A 20722-nucleotide genomic window follows, 5' to 3' on the forward strand; every position below is an offset into this window, starting at 1 on the left:
AACGTATATTCGTTTTGATTTTTGTAGATACATTTATATTTGCATAAATTAATTTATTATAATGAAAGAAATAAGACAAATTATAGAGTCAGCTTGGGAAAATCGTGAGTTATTAAAAGATGAAAACACGATTAATACCATTAGAAAAGTGGTTGATTTATTAGATAAAGGAGAGTTAAGAGTAGCAGAACCAGTAAATGAAGGTTGGCAAGTAAATGAAGGTTGGCAAGTAAATGAATGGGTAAAAAAAGCTGTGGTTTTGTATTTCCCAATTCAAAAAATGGAAACTTTAGAAGCTGGAATTTTTGAGTATCATGATAAAATTCCTCTAAAGAAAAACTTTGCAGAAAGAGGTATTAGAGTTGTACCAAATGCAGTTGCAAGACATGGAGCATTTATTTCTCCAGGAACCATTTTAATGCCAAGTTATGTAAATATTGGTGCTTATGTAGATGAAGGAACTATGGTAGATACCTGGGCTACAGTAGGTTCTTGTGCACAAATTGGAAAAAACGTGCATCTTTCTGGTGGAGTAGGAATTGGTGGTGTTTTAGAGCCATTGCAAGCAGCTCCTGTAATTATAGAAGATGGTGCTTTTATTGGCTCTAGATGTATAGTTGTAGAGGGTGTTAGAGTAGAAAAAGAAGCAGTTTTAGGTGCAAATGTAGTTTTAACAATGAGTACCAAAATTATAGATGTTACTGGAGATAAACCTGTCGAAACAAAAGGAGTTGTTCCTGCTAGATCTGTTGTAATTCCTGGTAGTTACACCAAAAAATTTGCTGCTGGAGAATATAATGTACCTTGTGCATTAATTATTGGAAAAAGAAAAGAAAGTACCAACAAAAAAACATCTTTAAACGATGCATTGCGTGAGTATGATGTAGCTGTTTAAAATATTCTATGACAAAGATTACTGCAATTATACCTACTTTAAATGAAGAAATTCATATAGCTGATGCTATCCAATCAGTAAGTTTTGCAGATGAAATTATTGTGATAGATTCTTACAGTTCAGACAAAACTGTAAAAATTGCAGAGCAATTTAATGTAAAAATCATCAAGCGTAAGTTTGATGATTTTTCTTCTCAAAAAAACTTTGCTATAAGTCAAGCCAAACATGCTTGGATTTACATTTTAGATGCAGATGAAAGAGTTACACCAGAAGTAGAAAAAGAGATTCTGAGCGCAGTAAAAAAACCTAATGGAAATGTAGGTTTTTTTCTAAGAAGGAGCTTTTATTTTGCAGGTAAAAATATTAATTACGGAGGTTGTCAAAGAGACAAAGTAGTGCGTCTGTTTTTAAAAGAGCACTGCAAATATAAAGGTGTAGTGCACGAAACTATTTATACAGAAGGTAAATTAGGTTTTTTTAAAAACAAAATAGAACATTATTCTTATAAAAATTATGATCATTATATTTCTAAAATGAATCATTATGGGACGTTAAGAGGTAAGCAATATTTTGAAGAAGGTAAAAAAGTAAATTTATATCATATACTCATAAAACCACCTGCACGTTTTTTTATTCATTATTTTATAAGGCTAGGTTTTTTAGATGGTTTTCCAGGCTATATTTTTGCCAAAACTCAAGCTTATGGTGTTTATAATAAGTATATTAAACTTTGGCTGCTAAAAAAGGGGCTAAAATAACTCTTCCTAAAAAAATTAATTTTTTAAATAAAAAAAATAATTTTTTACACACCTATTTAATTTATAAGTAAATAATGTTAGGATTTGCCAAAAAGGTCTTATAATTTCTCTGACTGCTTTTTTCCAAATTAACATATTGTTTTGCTGTATGGTACTACCTCCCATTTTTTTATCAATACTAACTACGTATTGTTTGTTTGTAGAGTATAAAGGTACTTTATGCTTATAAACATCTTGTTTCATTACATCTATAGGTGCATAATAATTACTTAAATTATTTGTTAATTTTTGGGCAGCATTTTTACCAATAATCTGACCAATCATTAAAACTGGAGGCATTAAGTATTTTGTAAGTAATTTGCTTTTTTCAAGTGAATAAAATCCTTTTTTACCAGAAATGTCCAAAAAATCGTTAGTTGTAATTTGTTGTAAAAGTTGTTCTATATCTGTAAGAAAATCTTTATGAAGTAAAGCATCGTCCTCTAAAATAATCGAAAAATCTTCTGGTTGTTTAGAAATGAATTCCCAAAGCTTAAAATGAGTCAAGCAAATACCAATTTCTCCATCATTTGGAAAAGGAAAATGTGCTAAAATATTGTGTTTTTTCTTTTCTTTTTTAATGAAATCTCTGTCCAATTCTTTCCCATAAACTGCAGAAATTCGAGTTATAGGAATATTTAGTTGTTTAAACTGATTTTCCATAAAATCTCTACGATCTTTGCTTTTATCTAGGTTTATGTAATAGAATTTGTAAGAACTCATATTTTTATCCAATTTTTACAAGCCACTTCGTTCTCTTTTTCTACAAACCAATTTTTAGGGGCAATGATGGTTTTTTCTTCATTTTTATTTAACCAAGCTCCCCACCAAGAAAAACTACTGTTTGCAGTAATATTATGGTTGCATAAACTCATTAAATACATATCTTCATGAGGTATAGATTTAATATCTACATACACCACATTTTCAATCTTTAAATGTTCTTTTGTCCAAGAAATATCATCAGAAAATACAAAAAAGATTGTATTTTTAAATTTATGATTAATGGTGTTTATTGCTTTTTTATAATATTCTAAATCGCAAGTGCCATGAACTTTATTTGCTTTTTCATCAGAAATATAATCTCCTCTTCTAATGTGTAAAGAACAACTATTTTTAGCTGTTAAAATTTGTTCTGCAACTAAAATACAATCGTTAGATAATTTTGTGTTAATGCTAAAATCTTCTAACAAAATAGCTCTTATTTCTTTAAAATATTTTTCTGTTTGGAAGTACCCTTTTATATATTCATTACCATTAAGTTCTTTGAATTTTGGGTTGAAAAGTAAACTTTTTTCTTTTTTTGATTTCTTAAAACCAATTTTACTTAAAAAAACACTAACTGGATCTGCTATTTTTAAATCAATTTTAAATTTATCTAATTGATATCCACCATGTAATTTGTAAGTTTTGAATTTAGAGATATCTAGTTTTACATCATAGCCTTTAACTGACAAACTTTTAGCATACGCATACTGAAACATTTGGTTTCCAAGTCCACCAAGAATTCTAACTATAACCATATAATGTAAACTTCTAAATTTAGAGCTATTAAGCAAAAGTACGAATGTTATCACAATTTTCTTTTATCAATTTGAGGATAAAAGAATAGAAAACAATAAATTTGTGGCACTTTTAAAAATATGAAATACACAAAAGCCCTTTCCTCAGAAATATTTACAATAATTTCTAAAGCATCTAAAGAGTTGCAGCTAGATAGTTATGTAATTGGTGGTTTTGTACGCGATTTTTTCTTGAAAAGAGGAACAGCTAAAGATGTAGATGTTGTAGCAATTGGCAGTGGAATAGATTTAGCTTTGAAAGTTTCTGAAATGTTACCCAAAAAACCCAAAGTGCAAGTTTTTAAGACTTATGGCACTGCAATGTTACGTTATAAAGATATAGAAATTGAGTTTGTTGGTGCAAGAAAAGAATCTTATACAGAAGAAAGTAGAAACCCAAATGTTTTTGAAGGCACTTTACAAGACGATCAAAACAGAAGAGATTTAACAATAAATGCATTGGCATTGAGTTTAAATGAAGACGATTTTGGTACACTTTTAGACCCATTTAATGGTATAGAAGATTTAAAAAACAGAGTTGTTAGAACACCTCTAAACCCAGATATTACGTATTCTGATGACCCTCTAAGAATGATGCGTGCAATCCGTTTTACAACACAATTAAATTTTAATATAGAAAAAGATTCTTTAGATGCAATTACTAGAAATGCATATAGATTAAAAATAATTACTAGAGAACGTATTGTAGATGAGTTGCATAAAATTTTAGCTTCACCTAAACCCTCTATTGGTTTTTTGTTATTGGAAAAAACAAGCTTGTTGCATCAAATTCTTCCTGAATTAACTGCATTAAAAGGGGTAGAAGAAGTTGAGGGGCAAAAGCATAAAGACAATTTTTACCATACTTTAGAAGTGGTAGATAATATAGCAAAAAATACAAATGATGTTTGGTTACGTTGGGCAGCTTTGTTGCATGATATTGGTAAAGCACCCACTAAAAAGTTTAGTAAAAAAGTAGGATGGACGTTCCATGCACATGAATTTGTTGGATCTAAAATGGTTTACAAATTATTTAAACGTCTTAAAATGCCACTAAATAACAAAATGAAATTTGTTCAGAAAATGGTTTTATTAAGCTCAAGACCTATTGTTTTGGCAAGCGAAGTTACAGACTCTGCAGTAAGACGTTTAATTTTTGATGCAGGTGATGATATTAATGCGTTAATGACATTGTGTGAAGCAGATATTACCACGAAAAACCCAAGAAAATTTAAGCGCTATCATCAAAATTTTGAACTAGTAAGAACTAAAATTAAAGAAGTAGAAGCGCGTGATAAAATACGTAACTTTCAGCCTCCAGTTTCTGGAGAAGAAATTATGAGTGCTTTTAATTTAAAGCCTTGTAGAGAAATAGGGCAAATTAAAGAAGCCATAAAAGAAGCTATTTTAGATGGTAAAATTCCTAATGAATACCAGGCTTCTTATGATTTTATGATTGAAAAAGGGAAAGAGTTGGGGCTTAAAAAAGTTTGAAACAGTAACCTTTTTTAAAATCGATATTGATAAATTAAACCCGCAGATTGGTAACTATCTACAGAGTTTATATTAAGACTGTAATTTATACCCACAGAATAATTTTTAGAAAAATTTACTAATAATCTTAACTTTACAGGAAAAGCAATTGAACTTAAAGAGAGTTCTTTTACAGAATCATCAGGCTTATTTTTTAAAAAACTAAATGTTTCTGCCCAAGTAATATATGATGCGTGTGTTCTATAAGTTTCTCTAAAAAAACCAATTCCTGCAAAAACTTCAAATTTAAACCATTCATCTATTTTTATATTTCTACCATAAAGTAGATTTGCAGAAATATTAGCTCTACTAGTTTCAATCTTTAAAATTTTTAAAAACCAGTTAAATGTTCCATCAACAGATAAAGCAAACAGGTTTTTATTATATCTTGTCGCTAAAAAAAAATCAGTATATATAAATGAATTACTGTTAGTTCCGTTTTCTGGTTCATATTCACCTAATGTTACAGATAAAGACTCAAACTCTAACTTATTTTGAGAGTAAGTTTTGATAAAGAATAGTAAAATACCAATTGTTAGTATTATTTTTTTCACAACTTTTTATTTCAAAAATATATAAAATACTTTTAAAAATAACTTTAATTAAGTTTGTTTACCAAAAAAAGTTTTGTAACACATTATCAACCAAGTAATAAAGAACACAATTACTCCTAAGTGTAGTTTACCTAGAATAAATTTAGAAATGATAACAGGACATAAAATATCAATAGGAAATATTGCTAAAAAGATAAAGTTTGTCCAAAGTAATATTTTATCTACCCTAGTTTTTTTTGAGAAAAGGTACCAAATTCCATAACCAACCATGGCAATAACGTAAGTATGTAATTCAGAACTTAACCCAAAAAGAATTAAATAACCCATTAAAATGCCAAGATACTGAGCTCTTAGTGCAAAATAGTTTTTAAATTTTTTAATATGAAAGGCTGCAGATAGAAAAAGAATACAAAGTACAACCATAGAAATTTTTGAAGCATAGTTGTTTATTTCTGGTGTAATAGTATATACTGCTCTGTAAATACTGTAAAATCCTTGCATTTTAGAATGTCCAGAAATTGCTTCTACCCAAGATTGATAATACACTATTAGTTCGTTAAAATTAAACCGAATTAAGGGTAAAAAAAATAAAAACAAACCTATAAGAATACTGTACAAAACATTTTTCCAAAACTTTGGATAAAATATAAGCATCGATAATTGAAAAATTCCATACACTTTTGTAAACCCAGAAATAGAGATTAAGATTATTGCTAAAAAGGATTGCTTTTTTTCTAATAGCGTGTAAGAAAATAAAAATAGTGCAGCAACAATAGGGTTAAACTGCATAGATAACATTGTTGCAAAGAGCAATAAACATGAAATAAAAAAAAGAAACTTCTTTTCTTTAAATTGATACTTGTCTGGTAAATTAAAAATAGATAAATAAAATAAAGAGTAGGTGAAAAAATTCCATAAAAATGCACCAAGCCAAGTAGGAACTAACGTAAATGGTGTAAATAATATAGAAAATAAAGGCAAATAAATAAAAACATCTAAAGGATTCCCTTTTAAGTTTAAATGATCCCAATCTGAATATGGATTTACATTACTCCAAAAATCAACAGAACCATAATAAAAAATTTGAAAGTTGTTGTAAGATAAATTAATTACTTCTTTTAGAGTAATTGCAAAAGCAAAAAACAATCCAAATAAAAAAATACTTTTTGGTGTTTGAAAAGAAGTTTTTTTAAACGTAGTAATTTTGTTTAAAATAAATCTCATTTTAGCTTAAAGATTGCATAGTAACCAACTTAAAGTACTCTCCTTTTTTAGCTAGTAGCTCCTCGTGTTTTCCTTGTTCAACAATTTGTCCTTTTTTCATTACCACAATTTTATCTGCTTTTTGTATGGTAGATAATCTGTGAGCAATAACTAAAGAAGTTCTGTTTTGCATCATTTTTTCTAATGCAACCTGTACCAACTGCTCTGATTCTGTATCTAAAGCAGAAGTTGCTTCATCTAAAATCATAATAGGAGGGTTCTTTAAAACAGCTCTAGCAATGGATAAACGTTGTTTTTGTCCACCAGAAATAGTATTTCCACTATCTCCTATATTATTTTTGAATTGATCTGGTAAGTCTTTTATAAATTCATAAGCATTTGCAATTTTAGCAGCTTCTAAAATGGCTTCTTCGCTTGCGTTTTGTACTCCTAATTTGATGTTATTTTCTATAGAATCATTAAATAAAATTGAATCTTGAGACACAATCCCCATTAAATTTCTTAACGATTTTTTTGTGATGTTTTTAATGTTTTCACCATCTATAAAAACATCACCTTTATTAACGTCATAAAAGCGCGTAATTAAGTTGGCTAAAGTAGATTTTCCACTTCCAGATTGCCCAACCAAAGCAACAGTTTCCCCTTTATTAATGGTTAAAGAGAAGTCTTTTAGAACATATTCTTTTTTATATTTAAAAGAAATATTTTTAAACTCCACTTTATCTATAAAATCTTGTTTTACAATTGCATCTGGCTTGTCTTTTATACTGTTTTCGGTATTTAAAACAGACATAATTCTTTCTGCAGAAGCTTCTCCTTTTTGAATATTATAAAAAGTTGTTGTTATTAATTTAATAGGATTTAAAACAGTGTAAAACAACACAATGTATCCCATAAATTCATCTGGTTGCAAGGCACTTGTATTCGATAAAACTTCAGTTCCTCCATACCATAAAATGGCAATAATGGTTGCAGAACCTAAAAATTCACTCATTGGCGAGGCTAAAGTTTGTCTATGAAAAACATTTGTCATTAACTTTTTAAAACTAAAAGTAGAGTCATTAAATTTTTGCTCGATAACATTTTCTGCATTAAACCCTTTTATAATTCTTAAACCTGTTAATGTTTCTTCTATAAATGATAAAAAATTACCTGTTTCTTTTTGAGCTTTTATAGAGTTAGCCTTTAATTTTTTACTTATAGAAGAAATGATGAATCCAGAAACAGGAAGTAAAATAAACACAAATAGTGTTAATTTTACACTCATAAAAAACATAATTGCAATAGAAATGATAACCGTTAATGGCTCTCTAACAATTACTTCTATAGATGTTAAAATAGAGTTTTCTACTTCTTGAACATCAGAAGTCATTCTTGCAATAATGTCTCCTTTTCTTTTTTCTGAAAAATAGGAGATGGGCAATTCTACAATTTTACTGTATAATTTATCACGTAAATCTTTTACAATTCCTGTTCTTAAAAAAGTAATTGCATAGGATGCTAAATATCGAAATAAATTTTTTAAGAAAAATAAAGAAAGTGCCAGCAAACAAATAAATAATAATGCTTTTAAATTTCCTTCAGCTTCAATTTTTGCACCAATAAAGTGATAAAAACTCTCTTTTAAGTACGAACCAATATTAGTAATTCCATCATAAGTTGGCTTATCTACTATTTTTTTTTCAGTACCAAAAAGAATACCTAAAACAGGTATAAAAGCTAAAACAGAAAGGACATTAAAAATAGCATATAAAATGTTGAATAGAATGTTTAAAACTGTAAACTTCCTATACTTTTTTTCATATTTTAAAATGTCTTTAAAATAGCCCATTAATTTAAGTTCATTTCTTTTATAATCCTTTGGATTTTAGTATCTAATTCTGCTTCTACTTGTTCAGCATTTTTAGTACTATTTAAAGGAGTGTTTACACTAAAATAAAACTTTATTTTTGGTTCTGTTCCACTTGGTCTTGCAGCAATTCTTGTACCTTTTGTGGTTTGATAAATCAACACATTAGATTTAGGTAAATCAATTTTTGTTTCTACACCAGTTATTAAATTTTTCTGAATTGAAGCATCATAATCAGAAAGTGTTTCAATTTGTTCACCATCAATTTCTGTAATTGGATTGTTACGCATATCACTCAACATTTGTTGAATTTCTGAAGCACCATCCATTCCTTTTTTAGTAATTGAAATTAAATGCTCTTTGTAGAAATTATTTTTAACATAAATATCTAATAATTCTTCGTAAAAAGAACTGCCATTTTGTTTTGCTAGAGCAGCAACTTCGCAAGCTAAAAGTGTGGCTGTAACTGCGTCTTTATCGCGAACAAAATCGCCAACCATATATCCAAAACTTTCTTCACCACCACCAATAAAGTCAAGTTTAGAAGCATCTCTAATTAATTTTGCAATCCATTTAAAACCTGTTAAGCAAACTTTAGTTTCTACACCATAGTTGTTAGCTACGTCATTTACCAATTCAGTAGATACAATTGTAGATCCTACAAATTGATTTCCGTTAATTCTGCCTTCTTCTTTCCATTTTCTAAGAAGAAATTCAGTCATCACAACCATAGTTTGGTTTCCATTCATCAATTTCATATTACCATTAGTATCTCTAACAGCAACTCCTAATCTATCACAATCTGGATCTGTACCAATTACAATGTCTGCTCCAATTTTATTAGCTAAATCAGTTGCCATTTTTAAAGCTTCTGGTTCTTCTGGATTTGGAGATTTTACAGTAGGGAAATCTCCATCAGGTTTTCTTTGCTCTTCTACAATATGCACATCTGTATAACCAGCTTTGGCTAATGCATCTGGCACAGAAATAATAGATGTTCCATGCAAAGAAGTAAACACTATTTTTAAATTTTTTCTATAAATATTCTCAGATAAAGAACCATTTTTAACTGAACCATCAATAAAAGCGTCATCTATTTCTTTGCCTACAACTTCAATTAAGTTTTCATTAGCATCAAACTTAATTTCAGAAAAATCTAACGAATTTACATTTCCAATAATTCCACTATCATGAGGAGGTACAATTTGCCCACCATCTTCCCAATACACTTTATAACCATTGTATTCTGGTGGATTATGAGAAGCTGTTAAAACAATACCAGCATCACAACCTAAATAACGAACCGCAAAAGACAATTCTGGAGTTGGTCTTAAATCTTCAAACAAAAATACTTTAATATTATTTGCAGATAAAACATCTGAAACTACTTTAGCAAATTTTTTGCTATTGTGTCTACAATCATAAGCAATTACTACACTAGGTTGTTCTTTTTTTACATTTTCTAAAATATAATTAGACAAACCTTGTGTTGCTCTACCTAAGGTGTATTTATTAATTCTGTTAGTTCCAGCACCCATTATTCCACGCATACCACCTGTACCAAATTCCATATCTTTATAGAATCTGTCGGCTAAATCTGGTGAGTTAGTATCTAATAATTGTTGAATTTCTTTTTGTGTTTCAGCGTCAAAAGTTGGAGATAACCATTGTTTTGCTTTGTCTAAAATTTCACTCATTTTAGGATGATTTTTTAAGTTGATAGTGAATTGCAAATATACAGTTAGAAATTTAGTTTTTCTTTTATTGTATAGTGTTTTTCGTTGTTATTTGTTTTTATTATGAGTTCGCCAATAAAACCAGCTAAAAATAATAAAGTTCCTAAAATCATAGAGGTTAGAGCGATGTAAAACCAAGGATTGTCAGTCACTAAAATGGTTTTTATGCCTTTATAAACTTTATATAATTTGTATGCACCAATATAGAAGGCAGAAGTTGTACCAAAAAGGAACATTAAAGTTCCCCAAAGACCAAAAAAGTGCATAGGTCTTTTACCAAATTTAGATAAAAATGAAATGGTAATTAAATCTAAAAATCCATTTACAAATCTATCCATACCAAATTTAGTTTCTCCGTATTTTCTAGCTTGATGTTGTACTACTTTTTCTCCAATTTTAGTAAAACCTTCATTTTTTGCTAAAACTGGGATGTATCTATGCATTTCTCCGCTAACTTTTACGGTTTTAATTACTTCGTTTTTGTAAGCTTTTAAACCACAATTAAAGTCATGTAATTTTAAGCCAGAAGTTTTTCTTGCAGCTGCATTAAATAATTTAGAAGGAATGTTTTTGGTGATGACATTGTCATAACGCTTCTTTTTCCAGCCAGAAATTAAATCAAAATTTTCTTTTATAATTAAGTTGTATAATTCTGGAATTTCCTCTGGATTGTCTTGCAAATCTGCATCCATCGTAATCACAACTTCACCTTGTGCTAATTCAAAACCAGCATCTAAAGCTTGTGATTTACCATAGTTTTTCTGAAATCGGATTCCTTTTATCTCTTTATGACTTGCAGATAATTTTTCGATGACTTGCCAAGAGGTATCTGTACTACCATCATCAATAAAAATAATTTCATATAAATAACGATTGGATTGCATAACTTTTGCAATCCAATCGTATAATTCTTGTAAAGATTCTTCTTCGTTAAGAAGGGGTATTACTATCGAAATATCCATAGTATGAGTTCAAAATTTTGTAATTAAAATTCAAAGTTACTGTTTTATGAATATATAGAACGTTTATCTTTAAATTTAATAAGTATCTTCTTCTACATGTTTTGTAATTGCAGCTACAATTGCAGATATAACAAATCCTACAAACGCCATAAATAGTACTCCAATAGCATCTCCTATAAGAGTTCCTTGAAATTTAGAAGTCATTTCTATTTGTGCATCTATTTGCTCTTCTGTTAAACCAGCATCTACCAATCCTGTTCTTGTAACTTCTTCTAACTGAGTATAAAATTCTGGTTCTATAAAACCTGTAAAGATATGTTGATAAATAATACCAATTAAAGTACCAATTACAACAATACCTACTCCAATTTTAACTCCTTGTCCCCAACTCATAAAACCACCATTGATTTTTTTATAGGCAGACATACCAATTATTGGGAAGGCAATAAGCGCAACAACCATTATACCTAAGTTAATGTAACCTCCTTTAGGATCTAAATGCATTCCTAGAGCGTAAACAATTAGACTAGATATTACTAATACCAGACCATAATATAGACCGTTGTTTAATATAATACTTTTACTACTTGCTTGATTTTCCATTTTTTACTGTTTTAGTTAGTTATACAAATATATTCAATTCATTTAGATAGTTTTTGTTTTTTATAAATTTTGTAAACTATCAAAACAATTAATTAGTAATCAAACTCTTAAAAATGTTACAAAAAATTACTGTTTTTTTGGTTGATAAAATAAAAATCTGTTGTAAATTTGCAGTGGCAAGTCCTACACAACTAGCTCCCTTTGAATCCTCCAGGGTGGGAACACAGCAAAGGTATTAGGTTGTAGCAGTGTGATGTAGATAGCTTGCCATTTTTCTTGTTCTGAATTTATTTCAGAATCCCATCAAGTTTCCTTAAATTTATTTTTTGTTAATTCGTAATTCATAATTAGAAATTTACTTTTATGTCTAAAATTGTATTAATTACTGGAGCTTCTTCTGGAATTGGAAAATCGATTGCAACCTTTTTATCTAAAAAAGGATATACAGTTTATGGCACCAGTAGAAATCCTAAAAATTTAGAAAAATTTTCTTTTGAGTTGATTGCTTTAGATGTTTTAAAGGTTGATACAATTAAATCAGCTATTGATTTTATTATAAAAAAAGAAGGAAGACTAGATGTTTTGGTAAATAATGCTGGAATGGGAATTACAGGCCCAATTGAAGATACACCAACAGACGAAATGAGAGCTGTTTTTAACACTAACATGTTTGGTGCTATTGATGTCATGAAAGCTGTTTTACCACAAATGAGAAAACAAAAGTCTGGAACTATTATAAACGTAACTTCTATTGCTGGTTATATGGGCTTGCCTTTTAGAGGCTTATATTCTGCCACAAAAGGAGCTTTAGAAATTGTTACGGAAGCTGCAAGTATGGAGGTTAAAAACTTTGGGATAAATGTTGTAAATGTTGCTCCTGGAGATTTTGCTACCAATATTGCTGCTGGTAGATACCATACACCAGTGTTTGAAAACTCTGCTTATAAAGAAAATTACCAAGCGAATTTAGATTTGATGGATTCACACGTAAGTGGTGGAATGGATCCTGTAGAAATGGCAAAAGCTGTTTACAAAATTATAAATACAGATACCCCTAAAATTCATTACAAAGTTGGCGGATTTATGGAAAAATTCTCTATTGTTTTAAAACGAATTTTACCAGATAGAGTTTATGAAAAACTCTTGATGAATCATTATAAATTATAATTTAACATTTCCTTTTTTTTGATTGTTTATAAATGGTAGAAAAATAGTTTTTATTACTGCCAAAAAATTATAAGTGAGTAACTATCTTTGCGTTAGGGATTGCAGCATTTGTTTGAGCTCTTTTGTGAAGAATGAACAAAAAGCGAGTGCGAAAAGCCCGACCTTTTTAGGGAACGCCCAAATAAATAAAAATTACACGTAAATACATATAAATGAAATTTTTTATAGACACTGCAAATTTAGAGCAAATTAAAGAAGCACAAGCTTTAGGAATTTTAGATGGAGTTACCACAAACCCATCTTTAATGGCAAAAGAAGGAATTACTGGAGAAGCCAACATTATTAACCATTACAAAGCAATTTGTGAGTTAGTAGATGGCGATGTTTCTGCAGAAGTAATCTCTACAGATTTTGATGGAATGGTTAGAGAAGGAGAAGCTTTGGCAGCTTTAAATCCGCAAATTGTGGTAAAATTACCCATGATAAAAGATGGCGTAAAGGCATGTAAATATTTCTCATCTAAAGGAATCAAAACCAACGTAACTTTGGTTTTTTCTGCTGGGCAAGCATTATTAGCTGCAAAAGCAGGAGCTACTTATGTATCGCCTTTTATAGGACGTTTAGATGATATTTCTACAGATGGTTTAAACTTAATCGCAGAAATTCGTCAGATTTACGATAATTACGGTTTTGAAACAGAAATTTTAGCAGCTTCTGTGCGTCATACAATGCATATTATAGATTGTGCTAAATTAGGTTCTGATGTGATGACTGGACCTTTAAGCGCCATTGAAGGTTTGTTAAAACACCCTTTAACAGATATTGGTTTGGCTAAGTTTTTAGCAGATTATAAAAAAGGAAATTAATCCCATCCTAGTCTTTCCTAAGGGAAGGAACACTCTTGTGTGAAAAGTGAGTTGAAATTAATTTTTAAAATTATTTTTTTGAAGCTATTTCCTGCTTTCACTACTCGCTTTTTTTATTCAAAAAAGAATAAAAAAGAGCTCAAACAGGTCGTTCAATCAGGGCTAAACTTGTTTGCTAACAATTACTATAATTAAATTGCTTTTTGTGAGCAAAGAGACTAACATAAACATTCCCAGCAAGAGTTCCTCTCCTTTGGAGAGGATAGGAGAGGTTTTTTTTCCCAAAAAAGAACTCGCACAACTTGTAATTACAGCATGTCATCAATTTCATATTAATACTGTTGTAATTTCTCCAGGTTCACGAAACGCACCACTTACTGTTGGTTTTTCTAATCATCCAGAAATTAAAACTTTAAGTGTTGTAGATGAAAGATGTGCAGCCTTTTTTGCCTTAGGAATTGCGCAACAAACGCAAAAACCAGTAGCAATTTTATGTACTTCTGGTTCTGCGTTGTTAAATTATTATCCTGCAATTGCAGAAGCTTTTTATAGCAATATTCCATTAGTGGTTATTTCTGCAGACAGACCCAAACATTTAATAGATATTGGTGATGGGCAAACTATTAGACAAGAAAACGTGTTTGCAAATCATATCTTATTTTCTGCAAATTTGGTTGAAAGTGATTCTTTTATAGCTCAAAACAAGCAACAAATAGCTGAAGCTTTACAAATAGCAACATCTCAAAAAGGTCCAGTTCATATAAATGTTCCTTTTGATGAGCCTTTGTATGAAACTGTAAATGAAATGCAAGAATTTCATTTTCCTCATATTAGTATGAGTTCTTTAGATAATTCTCATATTAATTATGAAGCGTTATCTAAAATTTGGAATGCAGCAGAAAAGAAAATGATTTTGGTAGGCGTAAATTATCCTGATGCAGCATTGCATAGTTTAATAGATTTGTATGCAGAAGATGACTCTGTTTTAATCTTAACAGAAACAACCTCTAATTTACATCATAAAAAAGCAATTAACTCTATAGATCAATTAATTTTTTCTTTAGAAGATGCTGAGTTTAAAGAGTTACAACCAGATGTTTTAATCACTTTTGGAGGGATGATTGTCTCGAAAAGAATCAAGCGTTTTTTAAGAGATTATGCTCCAAAACATCACTGGAACATAGATGAAAAAAAAGCTACAAATACGTTTTTTTGTTTGTCGGAATTTATTCAAATAAAACCTGTAGATTTCTTTACTCAATTTAATCAGTTTATAGAAGTTTCTAAAAGTAATTATCAACCAAAATGGCTACAGATTAGAGATTACAGAAGAGCAAAACATAGCGAATATTTTAAAGATTTAAACCACTCAGATTTTAAAGTTTTCGAACAAGTTTTAAATACAATTCCTAATAACTGTCAATTACAAATTAGTAATAGTGCTATTATTAGGTATGCACAATTATTTACCATAAATAAAACAGTTGAAGTTTTTTGCAATAGAGGAACAAGTGGAATTGACGGAAGCACAAGTACAGCAATTGGAGCCGCTTTTGCATCAAAAAAACAAACTGTTTTTATTACAGGAGATTTAAGTTTTTTTTACGATTCTAATGCACTTTGGAATAAAAACATTCCTGCTAATTTTAGAATTATTTTAATTAATAATTCTGGTGGAGGAATTTTTAAAATAATTCCAGGGCCAGGAACTACAAATGCCCAAAAGTATTTTGAAACACCACATTGTTTAACTGCAGAACATTTGGCTAAAATGCATAATTTTAATTATGTAAAAGCAAACTCAAAAGAAACTGTAAAAAATGGATTGGAAGTTTTTTTCGAAACATCAGAAAGACCAAAAATACTAGAAATTTTTACACCAAGTGCAGAAAATGATGTAGTTTTAAAAGACTATTTTAAATATATAAAATAATGGATAATCAAGAAGAAGAAAACAATTTTAAAGCTTTTGAGTACGACTTTAAAGAAGGAGATAAAGTAAATTTAGTAATTGAAACTGAAACAGGTTTGGGTTATACAGTTCTTATAAATGAAGAATTTGATGGTTTGCTTTTTAGGAGTGAAGTTTTTCAAGAATTGGAAGAGAATATGGAAGTTACTGGTTACATCAAAAATATTAGAGAAGATGGTAAAATAGATGTTTCTTTGCGTCCACAAGGTTTTAGAAATGTTATTGGTTCTGATACAGATAAAGTTTTAAGTAAACTAAAAGATAGTAGAGAAGGTTTTTTGTTGTTGACAGATAAAAGCTCTCCAGATTCAATACGTTTTCACATGAAAATGAGTAAAAAAGCTTTTAAAAAAGCTGTTGGTAATTTATACAAACAAAAACTAATTGTTATTAAAGAAGATAGAATTGAATTGGTAAAATAAAAGGAATGAAAAAGTTTATTTTTTGCATGTTTATTTTGAGCTCAGCATTAGTCAATGCTCAATTTACAGAAACATTGTCTTCAGATAGACCAGGTCAAGCTTTGTCTTCTAGTGTGGTTGGTAAAAACGTTTTTCAAATTCAAGCTGGAATTGATTTTTTGGAGAATACGTCTAACTTTTATCCAAATTCTTTTTTTAGGTATGGTTTGTCAGAAAGGTTTGAGTTAAATACAGGATTTATATTATCTGGAAACAAATTTACAAACAATTTAGAATCTCTAGCAATAGGAGCTAGGTATGTTTTAAATAAAAACCCAGAAGCCAGTTTAAAATCGAGTTTGCAGTTTTCTTATGATATTGGAGCAACGAATAATAATTCGCAATTAACCTATATTTTAGGAAGTTCTTTTTCTGAAAACCTTTCTTACACAGTAAATTTAGGTATTAACTTTAATAAAGATTTTGCAATAAATAACGGAATTTATATTTTTAATATGTCTTATGCTTTAAATGATAAAATGGGTGTTTTTCTAGAACCTTATGGTACATTTTTAAAAAACACTTTCCAATTTAATATAGATTCTGGAGTTTATTACTTACTAAATAACAATTTTCAATTAGATGTTTTAGTTGGTAATAGTGATGGTTTTTTTGCTGGAGCTGGTTTTACTTGGAGAATTCCCTCTAAAAACAACTAATTACATACCACCCAATCTTAAAATATTTTCATAAAAAGCATCCGCATTTGGGTCAGCAGGATCCATTTTACCATAACCAATTTTATAATATTTTAAGGCTTTTTTTATGTTTTTACCTTCTTCATAATATCTACCAATATAATAGTCTCCTAATGGAGATGCAGGAAAAAGTTTTAAAATCATCTTACCAAACTCTCTTAAATGGTCGCCATTTTCTTTTTCAATTACAATTTTTTCAACAGCATAAATATCTCGTTCTCTAATTCCTAAGCTGCTACCAAAAAGAAATTCAATTTCTAAATATTTATTCTCTAAATACGCAATCGCATCAATAGGAGATAAATCTTTAATATTTTTATCAAACTCTTCTTTAGAAATTGCAGAATAAATTTGAAAAACTTTGGTCAATGCTCTTGGAATAGCTTCACTTATAGCAGATATACTATTAGAAGTAACAATAGTATCATTTATAATATTTAAGTTTTTTATTTCTAATGATTTTAAACCCCTTTGTAACTCTCCAATTTTAGTTTGTTTTTTTGTTGAAAATGATGTGGAATTGTTAGTGTAGAAGTAAAAAGTATTGTCTTCTTTTTGAAATTTTCCTAAATTGTAAGATTGAAATTGTTGTCCTACAAAATCTGAAAAAGTTGGATTGATGCAAATGTAAGAGTTGATAAAAGGCGTTGGTTCTTTTAAATAATGTGTAATTAAATTGGCAGAGGTTCCTTCTCCAATCAAAGAAATAAAAGGAGAAGTTCTATAATTACTTTCCATATAAAAAATAACTTCATCTCTTACAAATTGATAAAAAGCGTTGTTATCTGCAGTTAATTTTCCTGTATTTATATCAAAATAAGTATCATTTTTTCTACTTTTTTCCATAGAAATTCCTACAACAATTTGTTTAGGAGCTTTATCTTTTGCAGCAAATAAAACAGCATTTCCTACATAGGCATCAAACAAATATTCTGCATCGAAAACAACAGCTAAAGGATAGTTTTTTATACTATCTTTTTCATAGTCTTTTGGAATGTAGATTTTTAAATTTCTAGTAGTTTCTAATATCTCAGACTCAATATTTTTATCAATAATTTTTTGTGAAAATCCAGAGAAGTAAAAAAGAATAAATATTAATGTTATTGATTTCTTAATCATCATATAGAATGTTTATTTTTGTAAAACAAATATTTTGTTCTCTTAAAAGAACGTCCAAAATACAAAATTATGATACAACCTGAATGGAAAACTGTTAAAGAATATGAAGATATTACTTATAAAAAATGTAATGGTGTTGCAAGAATAGCTTTTAATAGACCCAATGTAAGAAATGCTTTTAGACCCAAAACTACATCAGAATTGTATGATGCTTTTTATGATGCAGGTGAAGATACATCAATAGGAGTAGTGTTGCTTTCTGCAGAAGGACCAAGTACAAAAGATGGTGTGTTTTCTTTTTGTTCTGGTGGAGATCAAAAAGCAAGAGGACATCAAGGTTATGTGGGTGATGATGGTTATCACAGATTAAATATTTTAGAAGTTCAAAGATTGATTCGTTTTATGCCAAAAGCAGTAATTGCAGTAGTTCCTGGTTGGGCAGTTGGTGGTGGACATAGTTTACATGTTGTTTGCGATTTAACTTTAGCCTCTAAAGAACACGCTATTTTTAAACAAACAGATGCAGATGTAACGTCTTTTGATGGGGGTTATGGTTCTGCATATTTAGCAAAAATGGTTGGGCAGAAAAAAGCGAGAGAAATTTTCTTTTTAGGAAGAAATTATTCTGCACAAGAAGCCTATGAAATGGGAATGGTAAATGCAGTAATTCCTCATGATGAATTAGAAAGCACTGCTTACGAGTGGGCACAAGAAATTTTAGCAAAATCTCCAACATCTATAAAAATGTTAAAGTTTGCGATGAATTTAACAGATGATGGAATGGTTGGGCAGCAAGTATTTGCTGGAGAAGCAACACGTTTAGCTTATATGACAGACGAAGCAAAAGAAGGTAGAGATGCGTTTTTAGAAAAAAGAAAGCCAAATTTTCCTAAAAAATGGATACCATAGTTCAGTTGGCAGTATTTTAGTATCCAGTTGGCAGTCAAAGTTTTTGGTAAAGCAAGAGAATATGCTTCCTTGTAAAAAAAAATATAATATTAACATAACAGTTTCTTTTCTTTGGGAAGATTAAGATGGGAATGAAATCACAGGTAGTTACTTTTTTAATAAAATGTCCAGATCAAAAAGGATTGGTAGCAAAAATTACTAGTTTCTTTTACGATAAAGGATTCAATATTTTAAGTTGTCAGCAATATGTAAATTCAATTGAAAATACATATTTCATGAGAGTTCGTTTAAATGCAGATGGCACCAGTATTTCTAAAGAAAAATTAGAAAGTAGTTTTTTAGAATTAGCAACACCTTTACAATTTAGTTGGTCAGTAAATTATGGAGATAAAAAACAAAATGTAGCTATAATGGTGTCGCATACAAGTCATAATTTATACGATTTGTTAGAACGTTACAAAGAAGGTAGGTTAGATTGTAATGTAAAAATGATTATTAGTAATCACGATAAATTAAGACACATTGCAGAAATGTTTAATGTTCCTTTTTATTATTTACCAGTTTCGAAAGAAACAAAATCAGAGCAAGAATCTCAAATAAAAGAATTATTAGACTCTAATAATATCGATTTAATTGTAATGGCAAGATATATGCAGATTTTATCATCAGACTTTATCAATCGTTATCCAGAGAGAATTATTAATATTCATCATTCTTTTTTACCTGCTTTTCAAGGAGCAAATCCTTATAAAAAAGCCTATGAAAGAGGTGTAAAGTTAATAGGTGCAACAGCACATTATGCAACAGAAGACTTAGATGAAGGTCCAATTATTGAGCAAGATGTGAAACCAGTTACTCATGAAAGTACACCAACAACGTTAAAAAGAATTGGTGCAGATATAGAAAAATTGGTACTGGCAAGAGCTGTAAAAAATCATTTGAATAACCAAATTATAGTTTCAGGAAATAGGGCAATAGTATTTCCGGAAGCAGGAGAGTAAAAAAGAATTACAAATGAATAATTACGAATTAAAGTTTAAAAACAATTTTCGTAATTAGTAATTTAAAATTAGTAATTTATTATGAAAATAATCTGCATTGGGCGCAATTACGCAAAACATATAGAAGAATTAGCAAATGAAAAACCAAAACACCCTGTTGTTTTTTTAAAGCCAGATTCTGCAATTTTACCTCGAAAAAATCCTTTTTTTATTCCTCCTTTTTCTGATGATGTACATTATGAAGTAGAAGTTTTAGTGAAAATTAATAAAGTAGGGAAACATATTGATGCAAAATTTGCTCATAAATATTATGATGAGGTTGGTTTAGGAATCGATTTTACTGCAAGAGATGTACAGCAGCACTGCAAAGAAAAAGGTTTGCCTTGGGAAAAAGCAAAAGCTTTTGATGGAAGTGCAGTTGTGGGTGAATTTTATAAAAAAGAACAATTCGATTTAGAGAATTTAAAATTTCAACTGTATAAAAATGATGAAATTGTTCAAGATGGAAATACTAATGCAATGTTGTGGAAAACAGATGAGTTGATTGCTTATGTTTCTCAATATTTTACCTTAAAAAAAGGAGATATCATTTTTACAGGAACACCAGCAGGAGTTGGAAAAGTAGTAGAGAATGATGTTTTAAAAGGAGTTTTAGAAGGTAAAGAATCTTTTAATATCAGAGTAAAATAAAACGTAAAAAAAATAAAATAAGTTTTAATGATGATTATCAAACCTTTGTTGAAGCTAATTAGACCTTGTAAATAAAAGTTCGGTCTATTTTTGTAAGAGAAATTATCAAATTCATAGCCTCTAA

The 20722-nt window shown here is 29.3% G+C and carries 20 protein-coding genes and 1 other RNA gene; 12 read left to right on the forward strand and 9 right to left on the reverse strand.

Annotation, left to right across the window (positions count from 1 at the left end):
• Window positions 1-61: 61 nt before the first annotated feature.
• Window positions 62-895: a 2,3,4,5-tetrahydropyridine-2,6-dicarboxylate N-succinyltransferase gene (locus tag ACY2RW_RS03645; protein ID WP_490121343.1), complete on the forward strand. Its 834-nt coding sequence runs from the start codon at window positions 62-64 to the stop codon at window positions 893-895.
• An 8-nt stretch (window positions 896-903) separates the two neighbouring features.
• Window positions 904-1653 carry a glycosyltransferase family 2 protein gene (locus tag ACY2RW_RS03650; protein WP_490121344.1) on the forward strand — a complete coding sequence of 250 codons (750 nt, stop codon included), beginning with the start codon at window positions 904-906 and terminating at the stop codon, window positions 1651-1653.
• Window positions 1654-1668: 15 nt separating this feature from the next.
• On the opposite strand, the gene ACY2RW_RS03655 is transcribed toward ACY2RW_RS03650, so the two are convergent.
• Together ACY2RW_RS03655 and ACY2RW_RS03660 are read right to left on the reverse strand one after the other, a co-directional pair.
• Window positions 1669-2415: a glycosyltransferase family 25 protein gene (locus ACY2RW_RS03655; protein ID WP_490121345.1), complete on the reverse strand. Its 747-nt coding sequence runs from the start codon at window positions 2413-2415 to the stop codon at window positions 1669-1671.
• The gene (locus ACY2RW_RS03660; protein WP_490121346.1) at window positions 2412-3215 is read right to left on the reverse strand and encodes an alpha-1,2-fucosyltransferase; all 804 of its coding nucleotides are present in this window, start codon (window positions 3213-3215) and stop codon (window positions 2412-2414) included. Before ACY2RW_RS03660 ends, ACY2RW_RS03655 begins: the two co-directional genes overlap by 4 nt.
• Before the next feature lie 120 nt (window positions 3216-3335).
• On the opposite strand from ACY2RW_RS03660, the gene ACY2RW_RS03665 reads away from it, so the two are divergent.
• Window positions 3336-4748, forward strand: a complete 1413-nt coding sequence (locus ACY2RW_RS03665) for a CCA tRNA nucleotidyltransferase (RefSeq protein WP_490121347.1) — start codon at window positions 3336-3338, stop codon at window positions 4746-4748.
• A gap of 14 nt (window positions 4749-4762) precedes the next feature.
• On the opposite strand, the gene ACY2RW_RS03670 is transcribed toward ACY2RW_RS03665, so the two are convergent.
• From ACY2RW_RS03670 to ACY2RW_RS03695, 6 genes are all read right to left on the reverse strand, one after another.
• Window positions 4763-5341: a hypothetical protein gene (locus ACY2RW_RS03670; RefSeq protein ID WP_490121348.1), complete on the reverse strand. Its 579-nt coding sequence runs from the start codon at window positions 5339-5341 to the stop codon at window positions 4763-4765.
• A 48-nt stretch (window positions 5342-5389) separates the two neighbouring features.
• Window positions 5390-6565 carry a glycosyltransferase family 87 protein gene (locus ACY2RW_RS03675; RefSeq protein ID WP_490121349.1) on the reverse strand — a complete coding sequence of 392 codons (1176 nt, stop codon included), beginning with the start codon at window positions 6563-6565 and terminating at the stop codon, window positions 5390-5392.
• Between the two features lies 1 nt (window position 6566).
• A complete protein-coding gene (locus ACY2RW_RS03680; protein WP_490121350.1) occupies window positions 6567-8396 on the reverse strand; it encodes an ABC transporter ATP-binding protein in 1830 nt (609 codons plus the stop codon).
• On the reverse strand, window positions 8396-10111 hold the full coding sequence (locus ACY2RW_RS03685; protein ID WP_490121351.1) for a phospho-sugar mutase: 1716 nt from the start codon (window positions 10109-10111) through the stop codon (window positions 8396-8398). Before ACY2RW_RS03685 ends, ACY2RW_RS03680 begins: the two co-directional genes overlap by 1 nt.
• A 44-nt stretch (window positions 10112-10155) precedes the next feature.
• Complete coding sequence (locus ACY2RW_RS03690) at window positions 10156-11112, reverse strand: glycosyltransferase family 2 protein (protein ID WP_490121352.1); 957 nt, start codon at window positions 11110-11112, stop codon at window positions 10156-10158.
• A gap of 75 nt (window positions 11113-11187) precedes the next feature.
• Window positions 11188-11715: a DUF4199 domain-containing protein gene (locus tag ACY2RW_RS03695; RefSeq protein WP_490121353.1), complete on the reverse strand. Its 528-nt coding sequence runs from the start codon at window positions 11713-11715 to the stop codon at window positions 11188-11190.
• Between the two features lie 174 nt (window positions 11716-11889).
• Between ACY2RW_RS03695 and ffs the strand changes: the two genes are divergently transcribed.
• From ffs to ACY2RW_RS03725, 6 genes are all read left to right on the forward strand, one after another.
• An RNA gene (gene ffs, locus ACY2RW_RS03700) (signal recognition particle sRNA small type) lies at window positions 11890-11988 on the forward strand.
• Between the two features lie 90 nt (window positions 11989-12078).
• Window positions 12079-12882 carry an SDR family oxidoreductase gene (locus ACY2RW_RS03705; protein WP_490121354.1) on the forward strand — a complete coding sequence of 268 codons (804 nt, stop codon included), beginning with the start codon at window positions 12079-12081 and terminating at the stop codon, window positions 12880-12882.
• A 212-nt stretch (window positions 12883-13094) separates the two neighbouring features.
• Window positions 13095-13748, forward strand: coding sequence for a fructose-6-phosphate aldolase (fsa, locus tag ACY2RW_RS03710; protein WP_490121355.1), 654 nt, complete (start codon window positions 13095-13097; stop codon window positions 13746-13748).
• Window positions 13749-14010: 262 nt separating this feature from the next.
• Window positions 14011-15681: a 2-succinyl-5-enolpyruvyl-6-hydroxy-3-cyclohexene-1-carboxylic-acid synthase gene (gene menD / locus ACY2RW_RS03715; protein WP_490121505.1), complete on the forward strand. Its 1671-nt coding sequence runs from the start codon at window positions 14011-14013 to the stop codon at window positions 15679-15681.
• Window positions 15681-16142 (forward strand): S1 RNA-binding domain-containing protein, encoded by a 462-nt coding sequence (locus tag ACY2RW_RS03720; protein WP_490121356.1) that lies wholly within the window; start codon window positions 15681-15683, stop codon window positions 16140-16142. Before menD ends, ACY2RW_RS03720 begins: the two co-directional genes overlap by 1 nt.
• Window positions 16143-16147: 5 nt before the next feature.
• On the forward strand, window positions 16148-16840 hold the full coding sequence (locus ACY2RW_RS03725) for a transporter (protein ID WP_490121357.1): 693 nt from the start codon (window positions 16148-16150) through the stop codon (window positions 16838-16840).
• On the opposite strand, the gene ACY2RW_RS03730 is transcribed toward ACY2RW_RS03725, so the two are convergent.
• The gene (locus ACY2RW_RS03730) at window positions 16841-18001 is read right to left on the reverse strand and encodes an alpha/beta hydrolase-fold protein (RefSeq protein WP_490121358.1); all 1161 of its coding nucleotides are present in this window, start codon (window positions 17999-18001) and stop codon (window positions 16841-16843) included.
• 66 nt (window positions 18002-18067) lie between these two features.
• Between ACY2RW_RS03730 and ACY2RW_RS03735 the strand changes: the two genes are divergently transcribed.
• The 3 genes from ACY2RW_RS03735 (at window position 18068) to ACY2RW_RS03745 (ending at window position 20598) form a co-directional block, all read left to right on the forward strand.
• Window positions 18068-18907: a 1,4-dihydroxy-2-naphthoyl-CoA synthase gene (locus ACY2RW_RS03735; protein ID WP_490121359.1), complete on the forward strand. Its 840-nt coding sequence runs from the start codon at window positions 18068-18070 to the stop codon at window positions 18905-18907.
• Between the two features lie 131 nt (window positions 18908-19038).
• Window positions 19039-19908 carry a formyltetrahydrofolate deformylase gene (gene purU, locus ACY2RW_RS03740; RefSeq protein WP_490121360.1) on the forward strand — a complete coding sequence of 290 codons (870 nt, stop codon included), beginning with the start codon at window positions 19039-19041 and terminating at the stop codon, window positions 19906-19908.
• Window positions 19909-19989: 81 nt separating this feature from the next.
• Window positions 19990-20598: a fumarylacetoacetate hydrolase family protein gene (locus tag ACY2RW_RS03745; RefSeq protein WP_490121361.1), complete on the forward strand. Its 609-nt coding sequence runs from the start codon at window positions 19990-19992 to the stop codon at window positions 20596-20598.
• Window positions 20599-20722 lie beyond the last annotated feature (124 nt).

The sequence above is a fragment of the Polaribacter sp. 2305UL8-11 genome (assembly GCF_058147165.1).